This is a genomic window from Enterobacter sp. ku-bf2 (genome assembly GCF_001742765.1).
Classification (GTDB): Bacteria; Pseudomonadota; Gammaproteobacteria; order Enterobacterales; family Enterobacteriaceae; genus Enterobacter; species Enterobacter quasiroggenkampii.
In genome coordinates this window covers 1,769,021-1,787,710 of sequence record NZ_MDVW01000001.1, presented here as the reverse complement: position 1 = coordinate 1,787,710, position 18,690 = coordinate 1,769,021, and the positions used below count along the sequence as shown (strand labels likewise).

Annotated in this window: 20 protein-coding genes; 9 read left to right on the top strand and 11 right to left on the bottom strand. The window is 56.6% G+C overall.

What is annotated here, in order from left to right; translation table 11 throughout:
• Positions 1–11: 11 nt before the first annotated feature.
• Both BFG58_RS08545 and BFG58_RS08540 read left to right on the top strand, forming a co-directional pair.
• The gene (locus BFG58_RS08545) at positions 12–1,076 is read left to right on the top strand and encodes a sugar ABC transporter substrate-binding protein (RefSeq protein ID WP_039265942.1); all 1,065 of its coding nucleotides are present in this window, start codon (positions 12–14) and stop codon (positions 1,074–1,076) included.
• Between the two features lie 83 nt (positions 1,077–1,159).
• Entirely contained in the window at positions 1,160–2,401 is a 1,242-nt protein-coding gene (locus tag BFG58_RS08540; RefSeq protein ID WP_069719617.1) for an LVIVD repeat-containing protein, read from the top strand.
• 87 nt (positions 2,402–2,488) lie between these two features.
• Here the strand turns inward: BFG58_RS08540 and mtnK are convergent, their stop codons facing one another.
• Positions 2,489–3,688, bottom strand: coding sequence for an S-methyl-5-thioribose kinase (gene mtnK, locus BFG58_RS08535; RefSeq protein ID WP_069719616.1), 1,200 nt, complete (start codon positions 3,686–3,688; stop codon positions 2,489–2,491).
• Positions 3,689–3,792: 104 nt separating this feature from the next.
• On the opposite strand from mtnK, the gene mtnA reads away from it, so the two are divergent.
• Complete coding sequence (mtnA, locus tag BFG58_RS08530; protein WP_069719615.1) at positions 3,793–4,809, top strand: S-methyl-5-thioribose-1-phosphate isomerase; 1,017 nt, start codon at positions 3,793–3,795, stop codon at positions 4,807–4,809.
• Positions 4,810–4,851: 42 nt separating this feature from the next.
• Positions 4,852–5,322, top strand: a complete 471-nt coding sequence (locus BFG58_RS08525) for an SRPBCC family protein (RefSeq protein WP_048026947.1) — start codon at positions 4,852–4,854, stop codon at positions 5,320–5,322.
• A gap of 53 nt (positions 5,323–5,375) precedes the next feature.
• On the opposite strand, the gene BFG58_RS08520 is transcribed toward BFG58_RS08525, so the two are convergent.
• The 3 genes from BFG58_RS08520 to BFG58_RS08510 are packed head-to-tail and all read right to left on the bottom strand — an operon-like array spanning position 5,376 to position 7,215.
• A complete protein-coding gene (locus BFG58_RS08520) occupies positions 5,376–5,918 on the bottom strand; it encodes an acireductone dioxygenase (RefSeq protein ID WP_069719614.1) in 543 nt (180 codons plus the stop codon).
• Positions 5,915–6,604 carry an acireductone synthase gene (mtnC, locus tag BFG58_RS08515; RefSeq protein WP_008501009.1) on the bottom strand — a complete coding sequence of 230 codons (690 nt, stop codon included), beginning with the start codon at positions 6,602–6,604 and terminating at the stop codon, positions 5,915–5,917. The genes BFG58_RS08520 and mtnC overlap by 4 nt, the downstream gene beginning before the upstream one ends.
• Entirely contained in the window at positions 6,601–7,215 is a 615-nt protein-coding gene (locus tag BFG58_RS08510) for a methylthioribulose 1-phosphate dehydratase (protein ID WP_069719613.1), read from the bottom strand. Before BFG58_RS08510 ends, mtnC begins: the two co-directional genes overlap by 4 nt.
• A gap of 123 nt (positions 7,216–7,338) precedes the next feature.
• Between BFG58_RS08510 and BFG58_RS08505 the strand changes: the two genes are divergently transcribed.
• Positions 7,339–8,499, top strand: a complete 1,161-nt coding sequence (locus BFG58_RS08505; RefSeq protein WP_045909604.1) for a pyridoxal phosphate-dependent aminotransferase — start codon at positions 7,339–7,341, stop codon at positions 8,497–8,499.
• On the opposite strand, the gene BFG58_RS08500 is transcribed toward BFG58_RS08505, so the two are convergent.
• The 3 genes from BFG58_RS08500 to BFG58_RS08490 all read right to left on the bottom strand — a co-directional run bounded on the left by BFG58_RS08500 (position 8,500) and on the right by BFG58_RS08490 (position 11,391).
• Positions 8,500–9,126, bottom strand: a complete 627-nt coding sequence (locus BFG58_RS08500; protein WP_069719612.1) for a ParB/RepB/Spo0J family partition protein — start codon at positions 9,124–9,126, stop codon at positions 8,500–8,502.
• On the bottom strand, positions 9,111–10,334 hold the full coding sequence (locus BFG58_RS08495) for a phosphoadenosine phosphosulfate reductase (protein WP_063621135.1): 1,224 nt from the start codon (positions 10,332–10,334) through the stop codon (positions 9,111–9,113). The genes BFG58_RS08500 and BFG58_RS08495 overlap by 16 nt, the downstream gene beginning before the upstream one ends.
• Before the next feature lie 157 nt (positions 10,335–10,491).
• Positions 10,492–11,391: a LysR family transcriptional regulator gene (locus BFG58_RS08490; RefSeq protein ID WP_063621137.1), complete on the bottom strand. Its 900-nt coding sequence runs from the start codon at positions 11,389–11,391 to the stop codon at positions 10,492–10,494.
• 675 nt (positions 11,392–12,066) lie between these two features.
• Here BFG58_RS08490 and ahpC point away from each other — a divergent pair.
• On the top strand, positions 12,067–12,630 hold the full coding sequence (gene ahpC / locus BFG58_RS08485) for an alkyl hydroperoxide reductase subunit C (protein ID WP_008501015.1): 564 nt from the start codon (positions 12,067–12,069) through the stop codon (positions 12,628–12,630).
• Positions 12,631–12,817: 187 nt separating this feature from the next.
• On the top strand, positions 12,818–14,383 hold the full coding sequence (gene ahpF / locus BFG58_RS08480) for an alkyl hydroperoxide reductase subunit F (RefSeq protein WP_045909600.1): 1,566 nt from the start codon (positions 12,818–12,820) through the stop codon (positions 14,381–14,383).
• A gap of 60 nt (positions 14,384–14,443) precedes the next feature.
• On the opposite strand, the gene uspG is transcribed toward ahpF, so the two are convergent.
• Positions 14,444–14,872 (bottom strand): universal stress protein UspG, encoded by a 429-nt coding sequence (uspG, locus tag BFG58_RS08475; protein WP_023310731.1) that lies wholly within the window; start codon positions 14,870–14,872, stop codon positions 14,444–14,446.
• A gap of 180 nt (positions 14,873–15,052) precedes the next feature.
• Between uspG and BFG58_RS08470 the strand changes: the two genes are divergently transcribed.
• Complete coding sequence (locus BFG58_RS08470; RefSeq protein WP_045909599.1) at positions 15,053–16,291, top strand: zinc-dependent alcohol dehydrogenase; 1,239 nt, start codon at positions 15,053–15,055, stop codon at positions 16,289–16,291.
• A 10-nt stretch (positions 16,292–16,301) separates the two neighbouring features.
• Here the strand turns inward: BFG58_RS08470 and yldA are convergent, their stop codons facing one another.
• Both yldA and rnk read right to left on the bottom strand, forming a co-directional pair.
• Entirely contained in the window at positions 16,302–16,391 is a 90-nt protein-coding gene (gene yldA / locus BFG58_RS24400) for a small membrane protein YldA (RefSeq protein ID WP_008501020.1), read from the bottom strand.
• Positions 16,392–16,530: 139 nt separating this feature from the next.
• Positions 16,531–16,941 (bottom strand): nucleoside diphosphate kinase regulator, encoded by a 411-nt coding sequence (rnk, locus tag BFG58_RS08465; RefSeq protein WP_045261020.1) that lies wholly within the window; start codon positions 16,939–16,941, stop codon positions 16,531–16,533.
• 245 nt (positions 16,942–17,186) lie between these two features.
• On the opposite strand from rnk, the gene BFG58_RS08460 reads away from it, so the two are divergent.
• A complete protein-coding gene (locus BFG58_RS08460) occupies positions 17,187–17,804 on the top strand; it encodes a flavin reductase family protein (RefSeq protein ID WP_045909598.1) in 618 nt (205 codons plus the stop codon).
• Here BFG58_RS08460 and rna read toward each other — a convergent pair.
• A complete protein-coding gene (gene rna, locus BFG58_RS08455) occupies positions 17,798–18,607 on the bottom strand; it encodes a ribonuclease I (RefSeq protein ID WP_048226076.1) in 810 nt (269 codons plus the stop codon). The two genes, BFG58_RS08460 and rna, sit on opposite strands and share 7 nt — an antisense overlap.
• Between the last annotated feature and the right edge of the window lie 83 nt (positions 18,608–18,690).

Here is an 18,690-nt window from a genome sequence, read left to right as displayed (position 1 = left end):
CGGGATAAAAAATGAAAAAGATTGCACTCTCTTTGGTGGCATTAGGGTTATTCACCGCTCTGCCTGGCTTCGCGGCCACGCCCGCACCGCTTCCTGCGGCCATTGCCAACCATGACGGCCCGATCCGCATCGCGGTGATCCGTAACCTCGGCTCAGACGACAACACCACGCAGTTTATTGCCGGGGCCATTCAGGAAGGGAAGAAGCTTGGCTTTAAGGTCAGCACCTTTTTAAGCAACGGGGACGACGCCAAATTCCAGGACTTCGTGAACCAGGCCATCAGCCAGAAGTACGACGGGATTATCCTTTCTCAGGGCCGCGATCCGTACTCCACCGCGCTGGTGAAAAAGGCGGTGGATGCCGGGATTAAGGTCGCGGTATTTGATACGGCGGTTAACGGCGAGATCCCGGGCGTGACCGTCACCCAGCAGGACGATGCCTCCCTGACGAACCTCTCCTTCGGCCAACTGGCGAAAGATTTCAACGGCAAGGCCAATATCGTCAAGCTGTGGGTAGCGGGCTTCCCACCGATGGAGCGTCGTCAGGCGGCGTATAAAGAGCTGCAAAAACAGTACCCGGACATCAAAGAGCTGGAGTCTATCGGCGCGGTCTCCTCTGACGTGCAGGGCGACACCGCCAACAAGGTGGGTGCGATCCTGGCGAAGTACCCGAAAGGTAAAATCGACGCCATCTGGGGAACCTGGGACGCCTTCAGCCAGGGCGCGTACAAAGCGCTGAAAGAGAACGGGCGTACCGAGATCAAACTCTACAGCATAGACATCTCCAACCAGGATCTGCAGCTGATGCGCGAGCCGGGCAGCCCGTGGAAGGTGAGCGTGGCGGTGGATCCGAAGCTGATTGGCGCGACCAACGTGCGTCTCGTGGCGAACAAGATTGCCGGGGAAGCCACGCCTGCGACCTACGATTTTAAGGCGGCCGCTATTCCACAGGCGCTGCTGACCGCCCAGCCGGGCGCGGTGAACGTGGCGTCGCTGGGGAAAATCATTCCGGGCTGGGGCCAGACGGAAGATTTTATCGCCCCGTGGTTTGCGACGCTGGAAGCCAGGTCAAAATAATGCCCGGTGGCGCTTCGCTTACCGGGCCTACGGTGTTGTAGGTCGGATAAGGCGAAGCCGCCATCCGGCGAAAGGACTCAACTATGTCTGCATTACCTCAACCCGAATACAGCCGCAACATGCGGCTGATTGGCCATAGCGATCAGGGCGGTCGCCCGGACGGCGTGCAACTGATGGTGCACCGCGGTTTCGCTTATATCGGCCATATGGTGTCGCAGGGCTTTTCGATTGTCGACGTGCGCGATCCGAAAAACCCGAAAGCGGCGGGCTACGTGCCCGCGCCGCCCGGCACCTGGAACGTACATCTGCAGGCGCATGATGACCTGCTGCTGGTCATCAACGCCCGGGATCTGTTTGCCGATGCCCGCTTTGCCGACGAGAAGGTCTACTACACCCGCCAGGTGGGCGAGACTGTCCGCGACGTGCAGGACAAAGGCTGGAGCGCCGGGCTGCGCGTGTTTGATATCTCCACTCCGGACAGACCGCGCGAAATCGGCTTTCTGTCGCTAAGCGGGATTGGCATTCACCGCATCTGGTACGTCGGTGGCCGCTGGGCGTACGTGTCAGCGCTGATCGACGGTTTTACCGACTACATCTTTCTGACGATCGATCTGGCCGACCCGCGTAAGCCTGAGGTGGCAGGGCGCTGGTGGCTGCCGGGGATGAACCAGGCCGAAGGCGAACAGCCGAACTGGCCGGAAGGGAAACGCTACGCGCTCCACCATGCGATTATTGCCGGCGATACCGCGTACGGCAGCTGGCGCGACGGCGGCCTGACGCTGCTGGACGTGAAGGATCGTACCCGTCCTAAGCTCATTAGCCACCGTAACTGGAGTCCGCCGTTTGGCGGCGGCACGCACACCGCGCTGCCGCTGCCGGACCGCGATCTGCTGGTGGTGCTGGATGAAGCGGTGCTCGACAACCAGGAGGACGGGGAGAAGCTCATCTGGCTGTTTGATATCCGCGAGCCGTCGAACCCGGTAAGCATCTCTACCTTCCCACAGCCGGACGAAACTGACTACGTGGCGAAAGGGGCGCATTTCGGCCCGCACAACCTGCACGAAAACCGGCCGGGGAGCTTTGTCAGCTCCACGCTGATTTTTGCCACGTATCAGAATGCGGGCGTGCGCGCGTATGACATTTCCAATCCGTATCGTCCGGTTGAAACGGGGGCGCTGGTGCCTGCGGCACCAGAGAAAATGATGGATACCCGTCCGAATCGCCCGCAGGTGATCCAGTCGTGTGACGTGTTCGTGGATGCGCAGGGAATTATCTACAGCACGGACTATAACGGTGGGCTGTCGGTGATTGAGTATTTGGGGTGAGTTTTTGCCGGGTGGCGGCTTCGCCTTACCCGGCCTACATTTTGCACCCGTTTGCCCGGTAAGCGCAGCGCCACCGGGCAAACGTTCTCAGCTGTACTGCCGTACCCGCGCCACCAGATCTTCCGCGCTGTCGATACGGTCAGCAATAACAATCAGCGCCTTGCCGAGCGTTATCGCGTGGCGAAGGCATTCGTGGCGCATCGCCTCGTCCTGAATGGTGTCGATATCCGCGACGTGGGAAAGCCCGACGCTGCGGCGAATCAGCTCGGTGCCGCAGAAACCGATGGCATCATGCCAGACCTTTTTCAGGAAGGCGGAGGCATAGCCCGGCGCGCTGAGCGCGGCGTCGCGTGTTTTCTCGTGTGCCAGCGCCTGGAAGCGCTCCGCGAAGGTGTTCCACAGCTCCTGAATATCGGTCAGGCGCTGCTCGCGGGCGGCGGCGGCATCGCGAATGCCCAGGTGCCCCGGCAGGCCGCAGAAGTTCAGCAGCAGGTTGCCGATGGCGGTGCCGACGTCAAAGCCCATCGGCCCGAAATAACCGAACTCGGCGTCGATGGCCTTCAGGCTGCCGTCGGCCACAAAAATCGAGCCGCTGTGAATGTCTCCGTGCAGCAGGGCTTCAGCCTGAGAAAAGAAACGGTGCTTCAGGGAGGCCACGGCAATTTTCAGCTGGGCGTCGTCGCGCAGCGCGGCGACGTCATTTTCCAGCTCGGCCGGGTAGCTGTTGCGTTCGTGGATCTGGTACGGATCGTTGAAGAACAGATCTTCGGTGATCTCGCACATCTCCGGGTTGATGAATTTCGCCACCTGCGCTTTTTTCTCGTGCGGGTGCAGGTAGAAATCGCTGGTGTGGAACAGCGCGTGCGCGAGGTATTCACCCAGCTGACGCGCCGCCTGCGGGTAATAATTATTTTTGATCAACTCGCCGCGCCAGATGCGATGGCTGGAGAGATCTTCCATCACCATCACCGCCAGTACCGGGTCAAAGTGGTGGATTTTTACGGTGTGCTGCGGGCTGTGCCGGTAGTGCTCGACCAGGGTTTGTGCCTCCAGACGGGCGCGGTCCAGCGTCAGCGGCCAGGACTCGCCGACGCAGCGCACGTAGGGCAGCGCCTGCTTAACGATGATGCGGCTCACGCCCGCGCTGTCGAAGATTTTGAACACCAGATTGAGGTTGCCGTCGCCTACCTCCTGCGCCTCCACCAGCGATGAAGGATCGTCAAGGCCGCCAAACTGCCTGGCATATTCCACGGCGTCTTGAGCGGTAAAGGTACGGTATTGCGACATGGCCTGCTCCTCACGGGTTTGCAAATAAAGACATGTAGACGTCTATACATCTGGATTTCATCCTGACACAATGTGCTACAACAACGCAACAGGGAATTAACGACATGCAGACATTACAGACGACCAGCCTGCGGGTAGCGGATAATCAGCTCTTTATTCTCGACCAGCAGGCCCTTCCGCAGGAGAAACGCTGGCTGGATGCCTCAACGGTAGAGGCGCTGGTGGGACATATTCACGCCCTGCGGGTGCGCGGCGCGCCGCTGATCGGTCTCTCTGCAAGTCTGCTGCTGGCGCTGCTGGCGGAAAACGGCAAAAGCCGTGACGAGCTGGCGGTTGCGCTGGAAACCCTGCGCGCATCCCGCCCGACGGCGGTGAACCTGATGAATAATCTTGACCGCATGAAGCTGGCGCTGTGGCAGGAAGAGTATGTTCCGGCGCTGGTGGCGGAGGCGCTGCGCCTGATCGACGAAGACAAACGGCTCTGTGACGCCATTGCAAAAGCGGGCAGCGCGCTGGTGAAGCCTGGCAGCCGCCTGCTGACCCACTGCAACACCGGCGGGCTGGCAACGGCGGGCGTCGGCACCGCGCTGGGCGTGATTGCTCGCGCGCATCAGGAAGGCAAGGTCAGCAACGTCTGGGTCGATGAAACCCGTCCGCTGCTGCAGGGGGGAAGGTTAACCGCCTGGGAACTTGGCGAGCTGGGCGTGCCGTATCAGCTGATTACCGATTCTATGGCCGCCAGCCTGATGGCGAAAGGGCAGGTGGACGCCGTGTGGGTGGGTGCAGACCGCATTGCTGCCAACGGCGACGTGGCGAATAAGATTGGCACCTATTCCCTGGCGGTGCTGGCAAAATTTCACGGCATTCCGTTCTACGTGGCCGCGCCGCAAACGACCCTCGACCCGGACTGCCCGAACGGCGACGCGATCCCGATTGAGCAGCGCGCCGCCAGCGAGGTGACGGGCGTCGCCGGAAGCTTTGGCGCGGTGCAGTGGGCGCCGGAAAACGCGCAGGTCTACAACCCGGCGTTTGACGTAACGCCCGCCTCGCTGATTAGCGGCTGGGTGCTGGATACGGGTGTGGTCACGCCGGAATCGGTGGTAAACGGCAAATTCGCCTGAGTCCGGCTATCCTTTAAGGGGTTCCCTTAAGAGGACAATATCGTGACGCTCGATCCTGAAACAGACTTAAAACTGGAGCGCGTGGTGGATGCCCCGCGCGACCTGCTGTGGCTCTGCTGGACTACGCCCGAGCATATCAAAAATTTCTTCATTCCTGCTCCCCATAAGGTGACCGAATGCGACCTCGACCTCCGCGTGGGCGGACGGTTCAACACCGTGTTTGAGGTGGACGGTCAGCGGATGGATAACCGGGGTGTGTTCCTTGAAATCGACCCGGGAAAAAAGCTGGTCTTTACCGACGGCTATACCGAAGGCTGGAAACCAACCGAGAAGCCGTTTATGACGGCGATCCTGCTGCTGGAAGAGGTGGGCGAGGGCAAAACGCGCTATACGGCGATTGCGCGCCACCCCACGAAGGAAATCCGCGAGCAGCACGAGCAGATGGGCTTCCACGAAGGGTGGGGGATAGTGCTGGATCAACTGGTGGAGTATGTGAAGGGGCTAAACGCGTAGTGCGCGCTGGTGCCCTCACCCCGGCCCTCTCCCACAGGGAGAGGGAGAAAAAATCAAGCCAGGCGCGGATACGCATCCGCAATGGCGTTACCGGTAAACTGGGCCACCCAGCCTTCCGGATTATCGAAAATACGAATCGCCGTAAAGTTCGGCTCTGAGCCCATATCAAACCAGTGCGGCGTGCCTGCGGGCACGGAGATCAGGTCGTTTTTCTCGCACAGCACCTGATACACTTCATCGCCAATGTGCAGGCAGAACAAGCCCGCGCCTTCCACGAAAAAGCGTACTTCGTCCTCGCCGTGGGTGTGTTCGTTCAGGAACTTCGCGCGCAGCGCGTCTTTTTGCGGATTGTCGGCGCGCAGGCTGATCACGTCCCAGCTCTGGTAACCCTTCTCAGCGACCAGTTTGTCGATCGCATGTTGATACGCCCCGATCACGGCTTCAGGGGCGGGATCGTGTCCTAAATCGCGATCCGCCGCCCAGCGTTCAAACCGCACGCCTTTCGCGTTGAGCTGTTGGGCAATCTCGGCGGCGTCAGTGCTGTGCCACTGGTGTTGACTGGCGTCTTTGTCGGAATAAATGGTCAATGCGCTCATGAAGGGATCTGCTCCGGGTTAATCTCGTCAAACTGGTGGACCTGATGGTGGTGGCTTGCGCCGTCATCATCACCGCGAATCAGCTGCAGGGTACGAAAACCTGCCTGTTCAGCCGCGTCCAGCTCCTGATGAATATCGGAGAGGAAGAGGATCTGCGACGGGGCTATGCCCGTTTGCGCCGCAATGTTCTGATAAGACTGCACCTCGCGCTTGGCGCCGATATGGGTGTCGAAATAGCCGCTGAACAGATGAGTAATATCACCTTCGTCGCTGTAGCCAAATAACAGTTTCTGCGCAGCGACGGAGCCAGAGGAATAAACATAGAGATCAATCCCTTGCGCTTTCCATTTTTCCAGCGCGGGCAGCACGTCCGGGTAGAGATGGCCGGTAAAGTCGCCGTTGACGTAGCCGTCGTGCCAGATGATCCCCTGCAGCGCTTTAAGCGCAGTGGATTTGCGGTCTTCATCCATAAAGGCAAACAGGGCGTCGATAAGTTCGCTGACGCTGGCGTGTGGGTTAGCGATTTCATCACGCAGGTTGTCCAGAATGGATTTCACCGGCTCGGCGTACTGCTGAGCGGTCACAAAGGCCGCCAGCCGCTCACGCGCGTAGGGGAACAAAACATCATGGACAAAACGAATATCGCTGGTGGTCCCTTCAATATCCGTCACAATCGCGCGAATCATACTCTCTCCAGTTGTCGTAAACGCATTTCACATTCAAACAGGAACTCCAGTCCTTCCAGATGACGGCGGGCTTCGGCCACATCGCGTCCCCAGCAGGTTAAGCCATGGCCACGCAGAAGAAAACCATAATTAAGCGGACGTTCCTGCGCGTAATGGGCGATTCGCGAGGCGAGGGCGTCAATATCCTGGTCGTTATCGAAGACCGGGATAGCCACCGTGTCCAGATGCGTGGTCTGTCCGGTGAGGGATTTTTGCATCTCAAAGCCGCTGATGCTGAGCTCGGCCTCTTTGACCAGACGGGACAGCACCGTGGCGTTGACGGTATGAACGTGCAGGACGGCGTTGGCTTCCGGGAACAGGCGATAAATCAGCGTGTGCAGCCCGGTCTCCGCCGACGGTCTGCGGCCAGACGGTGCGCGGTTGGTGGCGATCTCCACCTGGAGAAAATCCGCCGTCGTCAGGCTGCCTTTGTCTTTGCCGGATTCGCTGAGCCAGCAGAGATGTTCGTCCTGACGCACCGACATGTTACCGCCGGTGGCGGGCGCCCAGCCTTTGGCACCGATCCAGCGGCAGGCGTCGACCAGATGCGTGAGTTGCAGGTTGTCTGTCATTTTCCTTTTACCCTCTCGGACAGGAATATTCATATTGTTTAGACGTCTAAGCGTCTTGATTGCCAAAGACTAACATCGTGTTATAGTGGCAGCAACATAAGTATTACAAGCAGGCACAACACAATGAGCATTAACGCCTTGATTCCGCAAAGTAAACTTCCCAATCTCGGTACCACCATCTTTACGCAGATGAGCGCTCTGGCGCAGCAGCACAACGCAATTAACCTTTCTCAGGGGTTCCCGGATTTCGACGGCCCGGCTTATCTGCAGGCGCGTTTAGCTTATCACGTTGCGCAGGGGGCAAATCAGTATGCGCCAATGACGGGCGTACAGGCGCTGCGGGAAGCCATTGCCGACAAAACGGCTGAGCTGTATGGGCATAAGCCCGATGCGAACAGCGACATCACGGTGACGGCAGGGGCGACCGAAGCGCTGTATGCGGCCATCACCGCGCTGGTGCGCGCGGGCGATGAAGTGATCTGCTTTGACCCGAGCTACGACAGCTATGCGCCTGCGGTTGAACTTTCCGGCGGCGTGGTGAAACGCGTGGCGTTACAGCCACCGCATTTCCGCCCTGACTGGCAGGCATTTGCTGCGCTGCTGAGTGATAAAACCCGTCTGGTGATCCTGAATACCCCGCATAACCCATCCGCGACGGTGTGGCAGAAAACGGACTTCGCCGCGCTGTGGCAGGCCATTGCTGAACGTGAAATTTACGTGCTGAGCGATGAAGTTTACGAGCACATCTGCTTTGCAGAAGAGGGACACGCCAGCGTGCTGGCCCATCCGCAGCTTCGCGAGCGCGCTATCGCCGTCTCATCGTTCGGTAAGACCTACCATATGACCGGCTGGAAAGTGGGCTACTGCGTCGCACCGGCCGCCATTAGCGCTGAGCTGCGCAAGGTGCATCAGTACCTGACCTTTGCCGTGAACACGCCGGCTCAGCTGGCGCTGGCGGATATGCTGCGCGCGGAGCCCGAGCATTATCGCGCGCTGCCGCGTTTCTACCGTGAACGTCGGGATCTGTTCGTGACGGCGCTGAGTAAAAGCCGCCTGGAAATTTTGCCGTCTGAAGGAACCTATTTCCTGCTCGCGGACTACAGCGCGATTTCCGATCTGGATGACGTCAGCTTTTGCCAGTGGTTGACAAAAGAGGTGGGAGTGGCCGCCATTCCGCTGTCGGTATTCTGCGCCGATCCCTTCCCACACAAGCTGATCCGTCTTTGCTTTGCCAAGCAGGAATCGACGCTGCTGGCGGCGGCAGAGCGTTTGAATACGCTCTGATTATTTCACCGTCCAGGCTTCGGAATAGCGACGGTCTGCAAACAGCGCCAGCAGACCGTTGATTTGCTTGAGGCGCAGCACCTCGTCGCTGTCCATTCCGAGCTCTTTGCCAATTCGCTCATCATTCCAGCCGAGCTGTGCCAGTTCGCGCACGATCTCTGACATGGCGTTAATCTGGTGCCGACCCCGCGCCCGGTTGTGACGGATCGTGGCGGCCATACGGTCATGCTTTTCCTGTCGGTCCTGGCGCAGGCAGGTGACGGGGAGATATCCCTTGAGCTGGCGCTTTAACGCCGCCCGATTTTTGCCGATTTCATGGCGATGGAAACCATCCACAATTTCGTAATGTTGCGGTTCACTTTCCGTTACGACAAGAGGTTGGGTGAATCCATCGAGTTCCAGCGACCTGGTGAGCAGCCGTTTTTCTGGAGGGGCAACGTTATTGGGGTTGTAGTCGTTAGCGATAATCGCGTCCTGTTTGATCCAGAGCACGCAGTCTATCGGTTGCTCACGAAAAGGACTGTGTCGATAGATCGCTTCACGAAAGGCATTGATGGCGTTAATCCGATCCTCTTCGGAAAGTGACTGCAGGTACGTTTCGATCTCAGTAATTATTCTTTGTCGCATAAAATGCCCCACTCCTTGCGTTTCGCCTTCACTCTGTCGCTGTAGCGCTGATAATGTTTGGGTTTATTTGGGCTAAACGACAGCGCCCTGCACCAGTAGTCATTATTAAGTAAAACCTTACAAATACGGCGCCATGAGGGGATGTCTTTGGCGCCGATATCGCCCTCCTGCGTCTCGGGAATATCCGGCATGCCTCTCTTCTGATACCAGTGCAGATAGATCGCGATTTTATTGCGGTAATGCTCAGCCGTGTTTTGCGGCATGCTGTCCAGCAGGAGCATGGCGTAGTCGCGCCAGCCGAGGTGCCCGGGTTTGAGGATTTTGCGGTGGCCGTAAAAATGGTTGTCCTGCCCGGCGTAGATACCGCCGCTGCGCACGCCGCTGACGCGCTCGCACATCGCGGCCCAACGCTCGGGCTCGAGAACGTGATAGAGCCAGAGCCCCTGGCGCTGTTCCGGGCCGAAGGGTTCGCAGATGCGCATATAGCGCGGCGGGACGCCCGCCTGAAACATGAGGTTGTAGAGCGGGTTATAGCTGCACCCGGATTTTGCAAACCATGTCCAGATGTCTGCGGTTTTCCAGTCGTAGAGAGGATAGACGTACCACGCGTGCCCGCCGGGGGCGGTGGTTGTCCAGGGCTTATCGTCCGCGAAGCGCTGCTTGCGGTTGTTGGCGATGGTCAAAAACCGGTTGTAGGATTCATCGGCGCGGATGCCCACCAGCATGGCTGCCGGCCGGTGCAGGGCAAACCAGTCGGAAAACGAGCGGACAAACGCTTCAAAGGTCATTCCCGCCTGGTAAAAATCAAAATAATCGGCAGCGGTGATGGCGTCTTCCGGCGGCTGGCGCACCCAGCGCACGTCCGGCGCCCAGCACTGCCATTCCGGCTGATACTGTGAGAGCGAATTCTGCGTGGTCAGCGGAAGCGCCACCCAGTAAAAGTGTTCGATGACGTCCCGGTAGCATTCGCGTAGCGCATTAACGTGTTCAATGGTGCAGGAGAACTGAGCCTCCCAGTCAATAAACAGCACGCTGATTTTTCGCTTTTGCGCCCGGGCCATTTGCGCGGTGAGATGCAGCATGACGGTGGAGTCTTTGCCGCCGGAAAAGGAGACGCAGATGCGGGAAAAAGTGGCGAACGTCCAGTCGATGCGCGCCTGTGCGGCCTCCAGCACGTTAAGCTGCAGGGGATGTTTATACAATGACATGTGCAATCTCTTCCTGAGGATGACTGTCGGGGGCTTTTATTTACGCTAATTAAACATGAATAGTAAAGATATTAAAGCGAAACCGGAATAATGCGATTTATCCATGCCTGGATTGTTGCCCAAATGTAATTAAAAAGTACTCGGGCAATATCGGAAATTATTCCACTTCGATTTTTTCAATGAATTGCGAAAACACGCTGCTGTTTAACGCTGAACGATTATATAGCATAAAAATATCTAATTTCGGAACCGTGAAAGGCAAGGCGACGCGCTTCAGGTTGAGAATGTCTTTATATCGCTCAAACATTGCGGTTGGAACAAAACCGACTAAATCACTCATGCCAATAATATTCATAATCGAAATCAGCGAGTCGCTGCGGAAGCAGAAATTCCGTTCCGGAAGGAGTACGTTCGACTGCTGCTGGAAGTCCTTTATGCCGTTCTCCTGGCTGCGCATCAGCGTGAATTTTTCCTGGCAGAGCTCCTCAAGCGTTGCGCTATCGCCAAGGCGGGGGTGCTCTTTGCAGCAGACCAGCTGTGCCGAAAACTGGATAAAGCGGGTACAGACGATAGAGCGGCTGTTAACCGGCGCAAAACTAAACACCAGATCGGCCTTGCGGTAGGCGAGCAGATCCTCGGCCGACTCAGGCGATAAGACCACATCATTATGTTCTATCTCGTAATTTCCGTCCGCAAGCAGAGACCTTAGCAGGTCGCCCAATCGCCCCTGGACCAGAATCTGCGGGCAGTAGATGACAAAGCTCTTTTTGATCTGCGCGTTATTCAGGATATTGATGGTCTGCTCAATATGATTAAGGTTTTCTTCCAGATGATGATGCAGGTTGATCCCCACGGTCGTCGGGGTGATGCCTTTACCCGAACGAATAAAAAGCGGGTCATTCAGCTGCGTACGCAGGCGTTGCAGAGACTGGCTCACCGCAGAGGGCGTGATATAGAGTGTTTCCGCTGCCTTGCTAATGCTGAGGTGCTGATAAATGCACTCAAAAATGACTAACAGATTGAGATCGAATTTTTTAAGGTCATAAAGATTTGCCATGGATCATCCTGAGTGTGTTGTTGTCATCTCATAACTGATAACTATAGTTCGAAGTTAATCATTTACAATCCTTGTGATTAACCTGCTTATTATATTTTGAATTCAAGCTTAATATATCACGAGGCTGGATTATTGAAATAGAACTTCAGCCGTTATTAAGATATTTTTATCTTTAAAACGTGCAGCGTTGTTCTCAAATAAGCACTACCGGTTATACATTTGCTGTGACGCATTATTGCCACTTTAGCGCCGGCTACCAGTCTGACCACTTATTGCAATCCATTCTCATTATTAATTCTCTCGTTATGTCGGGCAGACGCGGGCGTTATTCGGTAAAACCTATCGCAGCCATAGGGCGGAATGCCGGCGTGACGGATTGCCCAAACTGAAAACCGGTGCTGTAATCAAACCGCTGTTACGGCCTGATATAAGGTATGTAGAGCGCAACGCAACGCCAGCCCCGGCTGGCACTGAAAGTTCCTGTGGAAAGTTCAGGTATCAGGGCCGCCCACCAGGGCGGCCTTTTTACGTTCAGGCTTTCCGTTAATTCAGTTCACAACGTTGTCTTGTTGGTGTTGTAAGGTTTGGCTGATTGATTTGATAAAGCATACGCATTAGCCCCGATGGATAAAGTTGGTTACCTTACATCTCAACGAAAACACGGAGGAAGTACAGATGTCTTTGATTAACACTAAAATTAAACCTTTCAAAAACCAGGCGTTCAAAAACGGTGAGTTCATCGAAGTAACCGAGAAAGATACCGAAGGTCGCTGGAGCGTCTTCTTCTTCTATCCGGCTGACTTCACCTTCGTTTGCCCGACCGAACTGGGCGACGTGGCTGACCATTACGACGAACTGCAGAAGCTGGGCGTAGACGTTTACTCTGTGTCTACCGATACCCACTTCACCCACAAAGCGTGGCACAGCAGCTCTGAAACCATCGCCAAAATCAAATACGCGATGATCGGTGACCCGACTGGCGCCCTGACCCGTAACTTCGACAACATGCGTGAAGATGAAGGCCTGGCAGACCGCGCGACCTTCGTCGTTGACCCGCAGGGCATTATCCAGGCTATCGAAGTTACCGCTGAAGGTATCGGCCGTGATGCGTCTGACCTGCTGCGTAAAGTGAAAGCAGCGCAGTATGTCGCTTCTCACCCAGGCGAAGTGTGCCCGGCTAAATGGAAAGAAGGCGAAGCAACGCTGGCGCCATCTCTGGACCTGGTCGGCAAGATCTAAGTCTGTAAAGCCTGGCGGCGCTACGCTTGCACAGGCCTACAGTATCGTAGGCCGGGTAAACGAAGTGCCACCCGGCAATCAATGGGCGCACCCGCGCCCATTTTATTCCAGCACCATGATGCAAGTTGCATTCAGGCCGCCCGCATAAGGCAGCTTGCATGATGACGTCTTAAGAGAGGGAAGAACAATGCTCGACACAAATATGAAAACCCAGCTCAAGGCCTACCTTGAGAAACTGACTAAACCCGTTGAGCTGATTGCCACGCTGGACGACAGCGCGAAATCGGCAGAGATCAAAGAACTGCTGGCTGAGATCGCCGAACTGTCGCCAAAAGTGACCTTCAAAGAAGATAACTCGCTTAACGTCCGAAAGCCTTCTTTCCTGATTACTAACCCAGGCTCTGAGCTGGGGCCGCGTTTTGCCGGCTCGCCGCTGGGGCATGAATTTACCTCGCTGGTGCTGGCGCTGCTGTGGACCGGCGGTCATCCGTCGAAAGAGGCGCAGGCGCTGCTGGAGCAGATCCGCGATATCGACGGTGATTTTGAGTTTGAAACCTATTACTCGCTCTCCTGCCACAACTGTCCGGACGTGGTGCAGGCGCTGAACCTGATGTCGGTCCTCAACCCGCGCATCAAGCACACGGCAATTGACGGCGGTACCTTCCAGAATGAAATCACCGATCGCAACGTGATGGGCGTTCCGGCGGTGTATCTGAACGGTCAGGAATTCGGTCAGGGTCGTATGACGCTGACGGAAATCGTCGCCAAAGTGGATACCGGTGCCGAAAAACGTGCCGCAGAAGCGCTGAACAAACGTGATGCCTATGACGTGCTGATTGTCGGTTCCGGTCCGGCGGGCGCGGCGGCGGCAGTGTACTCCGCGCGTAAAGGGATCCGCACGGGCCTGATGGGCGAGCGCTTCGGTGGCCAGGTACTGGATACCGTGGACATTGAAAACTATATCTCCGTGCCGAAAACCGAAGGCCAGAAGCTGGCCGGCGCGCTGAAGGCGCACGTCAGCGATTACGACGTAGACGTGATCGACAGCCAGAGCGCCAGCAAGCTGGTACCTGCTGCGGTTGAGGGGGGGTTACACCAGATTGAAACCGCCTCCGGCGCGGTGCTGAAAGCACGCAGCATCATCATTGCCACCGGGGCGAAATGGCGCAACATGAACGTCCCGGGTGAAGATCAGTATCGCACCAAAGGCGTGACCTACTGCCCGCACTGCGACGGCCCGCTGTTCAAAGGCAAGCGCGTGGCGGTGATCGGCGGCGGAAACTCCGGCGTGGAAGCGGCTATTGACCTGGCGGGGATTGTTGAACACGTAACCTTGCTGGAGTTCGCGCCAGAAATGAAAGCCGACCAGGTGCTGCAGGACAAAGTTCGCAGCCTGAAAAACGTCGACATCATACTGAACGCGCAGACCACGGAAGTGAAGGGCGACGGCAGCAAGGTGACCGGTCTGGAATACCGCGACCGCGTGAGTGGCGACGTGCACAGCGTGCAGCTTTCAGGGATCTTCGTGCAGATTGGTCTGCTGCCAAACACCACCTGGCTGGAAGGCGCGATTGAGCGCAACCGCATGGGCGAAATCATTATTGATGCGAAGTGTGAAACCAGCGTGAAGGGCGTGTTTGCGGCGGGCGACTGCACCACCGTGCCGTACAAACAGATCATTATCGCCACAGGTGAAGGGGCGAAGGCATCTCTGAGCGCGTTTGACTACCTGATCCGCACCAAAACCGCATAAGAAAAGAAAGTAAGGCTACACCTGCAATAGCGAGAGGCCACCGAAAGGTGGCCTCTTTTTTTATCTGACGACCATCACCGGTATATGCGTGTGGCGGATCACGCTGGAGGCGTTAGATCCCAGCAGATGCGTGGTAATGGAAGGGTTGCGCGAACCGATGACCACCACGTCTGCTTTCAGCTCGTTCGCCAGTTCATTTACCGCATCACGTACGCTGCCGAATCTGACGTGCGTTTTGATCCGTGAAGGGTCGATGCTGAAGTGGCTGACCATGGTTTGCAGGCGCGTTTCCGCCTCGTGCTGCAGATGCTCTTCGAAGCGGCGCACATCGGCAGCAAAGCGGTGCAGGCTCAGGCTGGCGGAGCCCGGGAGCACGTGCAACAGATGGATGACCCCGTCCTGCTGCGCCAGGAACTCCGCGTGGCGTACGGCCTTGTCGCTCAACTCCATCTCAAAAACATCAACCGGCATAATGATTCTCTGATACATACCCGTTTCTCCTTGTTTATAAACGCTGTACTCATTCAACCACAAAATAGTCATGGTTTCTGTAAGCGCCCCGTCAGTTTTCTTATCTTGCCAGGATAAATCTCAAAAGAACCGTATTCACGGGCAGACCTTCAGGGGTAGCTACCCTTATACACTTACCTGGAACCTTTCGGAGGTCGCATGAAAGCACTTACGTATCACGGTCCACATCATGTTCGCGTCGAGAATGTCCCCGACCCCATCATCGAACAGCCCGATGATATCATTCTGCGCGTGACGGCCACGGCTATCTGCGGCTCCGATTTGCATCTCTACCGCGGAAAGATCCCGAAGGTGCAGCACGGCGATATTTTTGGCCATGAGTTTATGGGGGAAATCGTCGAGTGCGGTGCAGAGGTAAAGAATTTGCAAAAAGGCGATCGCGTGGTGATCCCCTTTGTCATCGCCTGCGGAGACTGTTTCTTCTGTCGTCTGCAGCAATACGCGGCCTGTGAGAATACCAACGCCGGGCAGGGTGCTGCACTGAACAAAAAGCAAATCCCCGCGCCGGCCGCGCTGTTTGGCTATAGCCACCTCTACGGCGGTGTGCCGGGGGGACAGGCGGAATACGTTCGCGTGCCAAAGGGGAACGTCGGGCCGTTTAAAGTCCCGCAGCTTCTTTCTGATGATAAAGCACTGTTCCTGTCCGACATTTTACCCACGGCCTGGCAGGCGGCAAAAAATGCACAGATTGAAAAAGGCTCAAGCGTAGCCGTTTTCGGTGCCGGGCCGGTGGGGCTACTGACCATTGCCTGCGCGCGGCTGCTGGGGGCTGAGCAGATCTTTGTCATCGATCACCATCCTTACCGGTTGCGATTTGCCGAGGCACGATACGGCGCAATTCCCATCAACTTCGATGATGACAACGACGCCGCGGAAAAAATCATCGAGCAGACCGCGGGCCAGCGCGGCGTTGACGCTGTGATTGATGCGGTCGGGTTTGAAGCGAAAGGCAGCACCACGGAAACGATCCTCAGCAATCTTAAAATTGAAGGCAGCAGCGGCAAAGCGTTGCGTCAGTGCATTGCTGCCGTGCGGCGCGGTGGGGTGGTCAGCGTACCCGGCGTATACGCAGGGTTTATCCATGGCTTCCTGTTTGGCGATGCCTTTGATAAGGGGCTGACGTTTAAGATGGGCCAGACGCACGTCCATGCCTGGCTGGGTGAACTGTTACCGCTGATCGAAAAAGGGCTGCTTACGCCGGAAGAGATCGTGACCCACTATCTCCCCCTTGCGGATGCGGAGCGCGCCTATAAGATTTTCGAAAAACGGGAGGAGGAGTGCCGGAAGGTGATTCTGGTCCCGGGGGCAGACACGCCCGAAGCCGCAGAGCAGACCGTTAAGGGCCTGGTGAACGCCTTCCCGGGTGGGGTGGCCTGAGAATGTTCGCTTACCAGTGGCGTTCAAGATAGAGCACGGCCGTGACGATAATCGCCACAAAAATCAGAAAGATAAGTGTGATAACGCCTATCTCACTCATGACCGTCCCCGCGGCACCAAAACAGATTAAGCGTGGATTAAGGCCATTTTGCGCGGTATAGGAAAATCGGGTGAATTTGCGGAAAGAGGATGCGGCTGCATCCTCTGTGCAAAGCGGGTAGGCGCTTATTCAGAAGAGATTAACGCAGGTAATCGCCCGCGGCTTCTGGCTGGTAGAGCAGCTCCAGCACTTCCAGATGGGTCGAGGCACCGCCCGGCAATTCCCAGTGGATCGTATCCCCCGTACGCAGCCCCAGCAGTGCGGCACCCACAGGGGCCAAAACAGATAGCTGTGCGCTGCTGTCGGTCATCTGAGCGGGGTAAACCAGCGTACGGGTCAACTCTTCACCGGTGGTCAGGTTGCGGAATTTCACCTGGCTGTTCATGGTGACCACGTTATGCGGCATCGTCTCAGGCGTGCACATCTGTGCCCGGTCGAGCTCCTCATTCAGGGCGTCGGCCACGGGGAGCGAGGCGAACTCCGCTTTTTCCAGCAGCCTGTCGATACGTTCTGCGTCGAGCTCATTGATGATAATGGTAGGTCTGGACATTTTTTACTCCATGTCGTTAATGCTGCGTCTTACGCAGAAACTGATCCAAAAGAAAACCCTCGCCGTCTGGCAGCGAGGGTTTAACTCTCCCGATGATACTGGCTGAGCGCGCAAGTTTGAAGTGATGAAAGTCACATTCATGGGCCATATGAATTTTGCTGAAATTTATTCAGTCTTCATTCCTGGCGGAATACGTTACGCTGAGTGTCCTGAATCCGGGCGTTGCCCGCCAACGAGAGAGAATTATGTACTTCTATCAACCGTCTCAGGGACACGGCCTGCCGCATGACCCGCTGAACGCCATTATTGGTCCGCGTCCGATAGGCTGGATCTCCTCATGCGATAAGGCCGGTCAGCTGAACCTCGCACCTTACAGCTTCTTTAACTGCTTTAACTATCGCCCGCCGATCATCGGCTTTTCCAGCAACGGCTGGAAGGACAGCGTGCGTAATATTACTGAGACAAAAGAGTTTGTCTGGAATCTGGCAACGCGCGATCTTGCCCAGGCGATGAATCAAACCTCCGCGATGCTTCCCCACGACCGGGATGAATTTAGCTTTGCCGGGCTCACGCCAGCGGCCAGCCAGCTGGTGAACGCCCCTCGCGTTGCAGAAAGCCCGGTGAATTTTGAGTGTCGCCTGTCGCAGTGCATTCAGTTGACGGGGGCTGACGGTACGCCGGTAGACACGTGGCTGGTGCTGGGGGAAGTGGTCGGTATCCATATTGACGAAACGCTGCTGGAAGAGGGGATATACCAGACGGCGAAAGCGCAGCCCATCCTGCGTGCGGGTGGGCCGACGGCGTACTATGGCATCAGCGATGAAAACCGGTTTGATATGGTGCGCCCAACGGTGGATCAGTAGCCGGCTTTATCAATTACAAATTGTTTACCGCAGTTACCCGGATGTGGCTGCGGGGCAAATGAGGTCGCAGAAAGCGGGTTGTTAATGGTGTCTGCCTTCAGCGAAATCTGCATCTCGGTCAGATAAGCCGGGTTGCCGCTGCAGGTCAGCTTGAATGCTTTGACGTTCTCGTTGCCCCAGCTCCTGGCCACGGCACTGTCAAAATCGCTGCGAGTGACGGTTTTCCCGTAGTGACCGGCAAGGAATTTACCGACCGCACTGTTTTTAATTTCCTGATTCATCCGCACCATCGTACCGAAATAGGCATCGGGATCGAAACCAAAGCAGACGCCATGTTTAGCGTATTCGTAACGCTCCAGGCAGGAGTTACCGCCCGCGCCCGGCATCACGTCGTTGAGCTTTGCGGCAGCGGAAAGCGACAGCCCGGTTTCGGCAGCTTCGCATTTGCGGCTGGCCTTCACTTCCGGCATGTTCGGAATGGGGCGCGTGGCGCAACCAAAACGCATCCAGCGACGCTCATCTACCCCGCGTGCGGCAATGGATTTCGGCAGGCCGGGCCATAACCCGTGAACGGTCAGAAAATCGGCTTTATTTTCGCGCTCTTTTTGCAGGCGACATTCGTCAGGTTCATTGCGGTTGCGCTCGACCATGCTCTGGCAAAACCCGGTTTGCCAGGACAGAGCCAGCACATAGCGATCGAAATCGCCATACTGGGTTGCCTTGAGCGGTTCTGCCTGTGTGGAGAAGACACAGAGTGCAAGCGCGATTGCGCCGGACGGGATAACAATATCCTTCCTGAACATATGATTTCCTGATCGAATGAGCGTGATTAATTTCTGGGGGTTATTAAAGCACAAAAAGCGCCCGCAGGCGCTTTCTGGATATC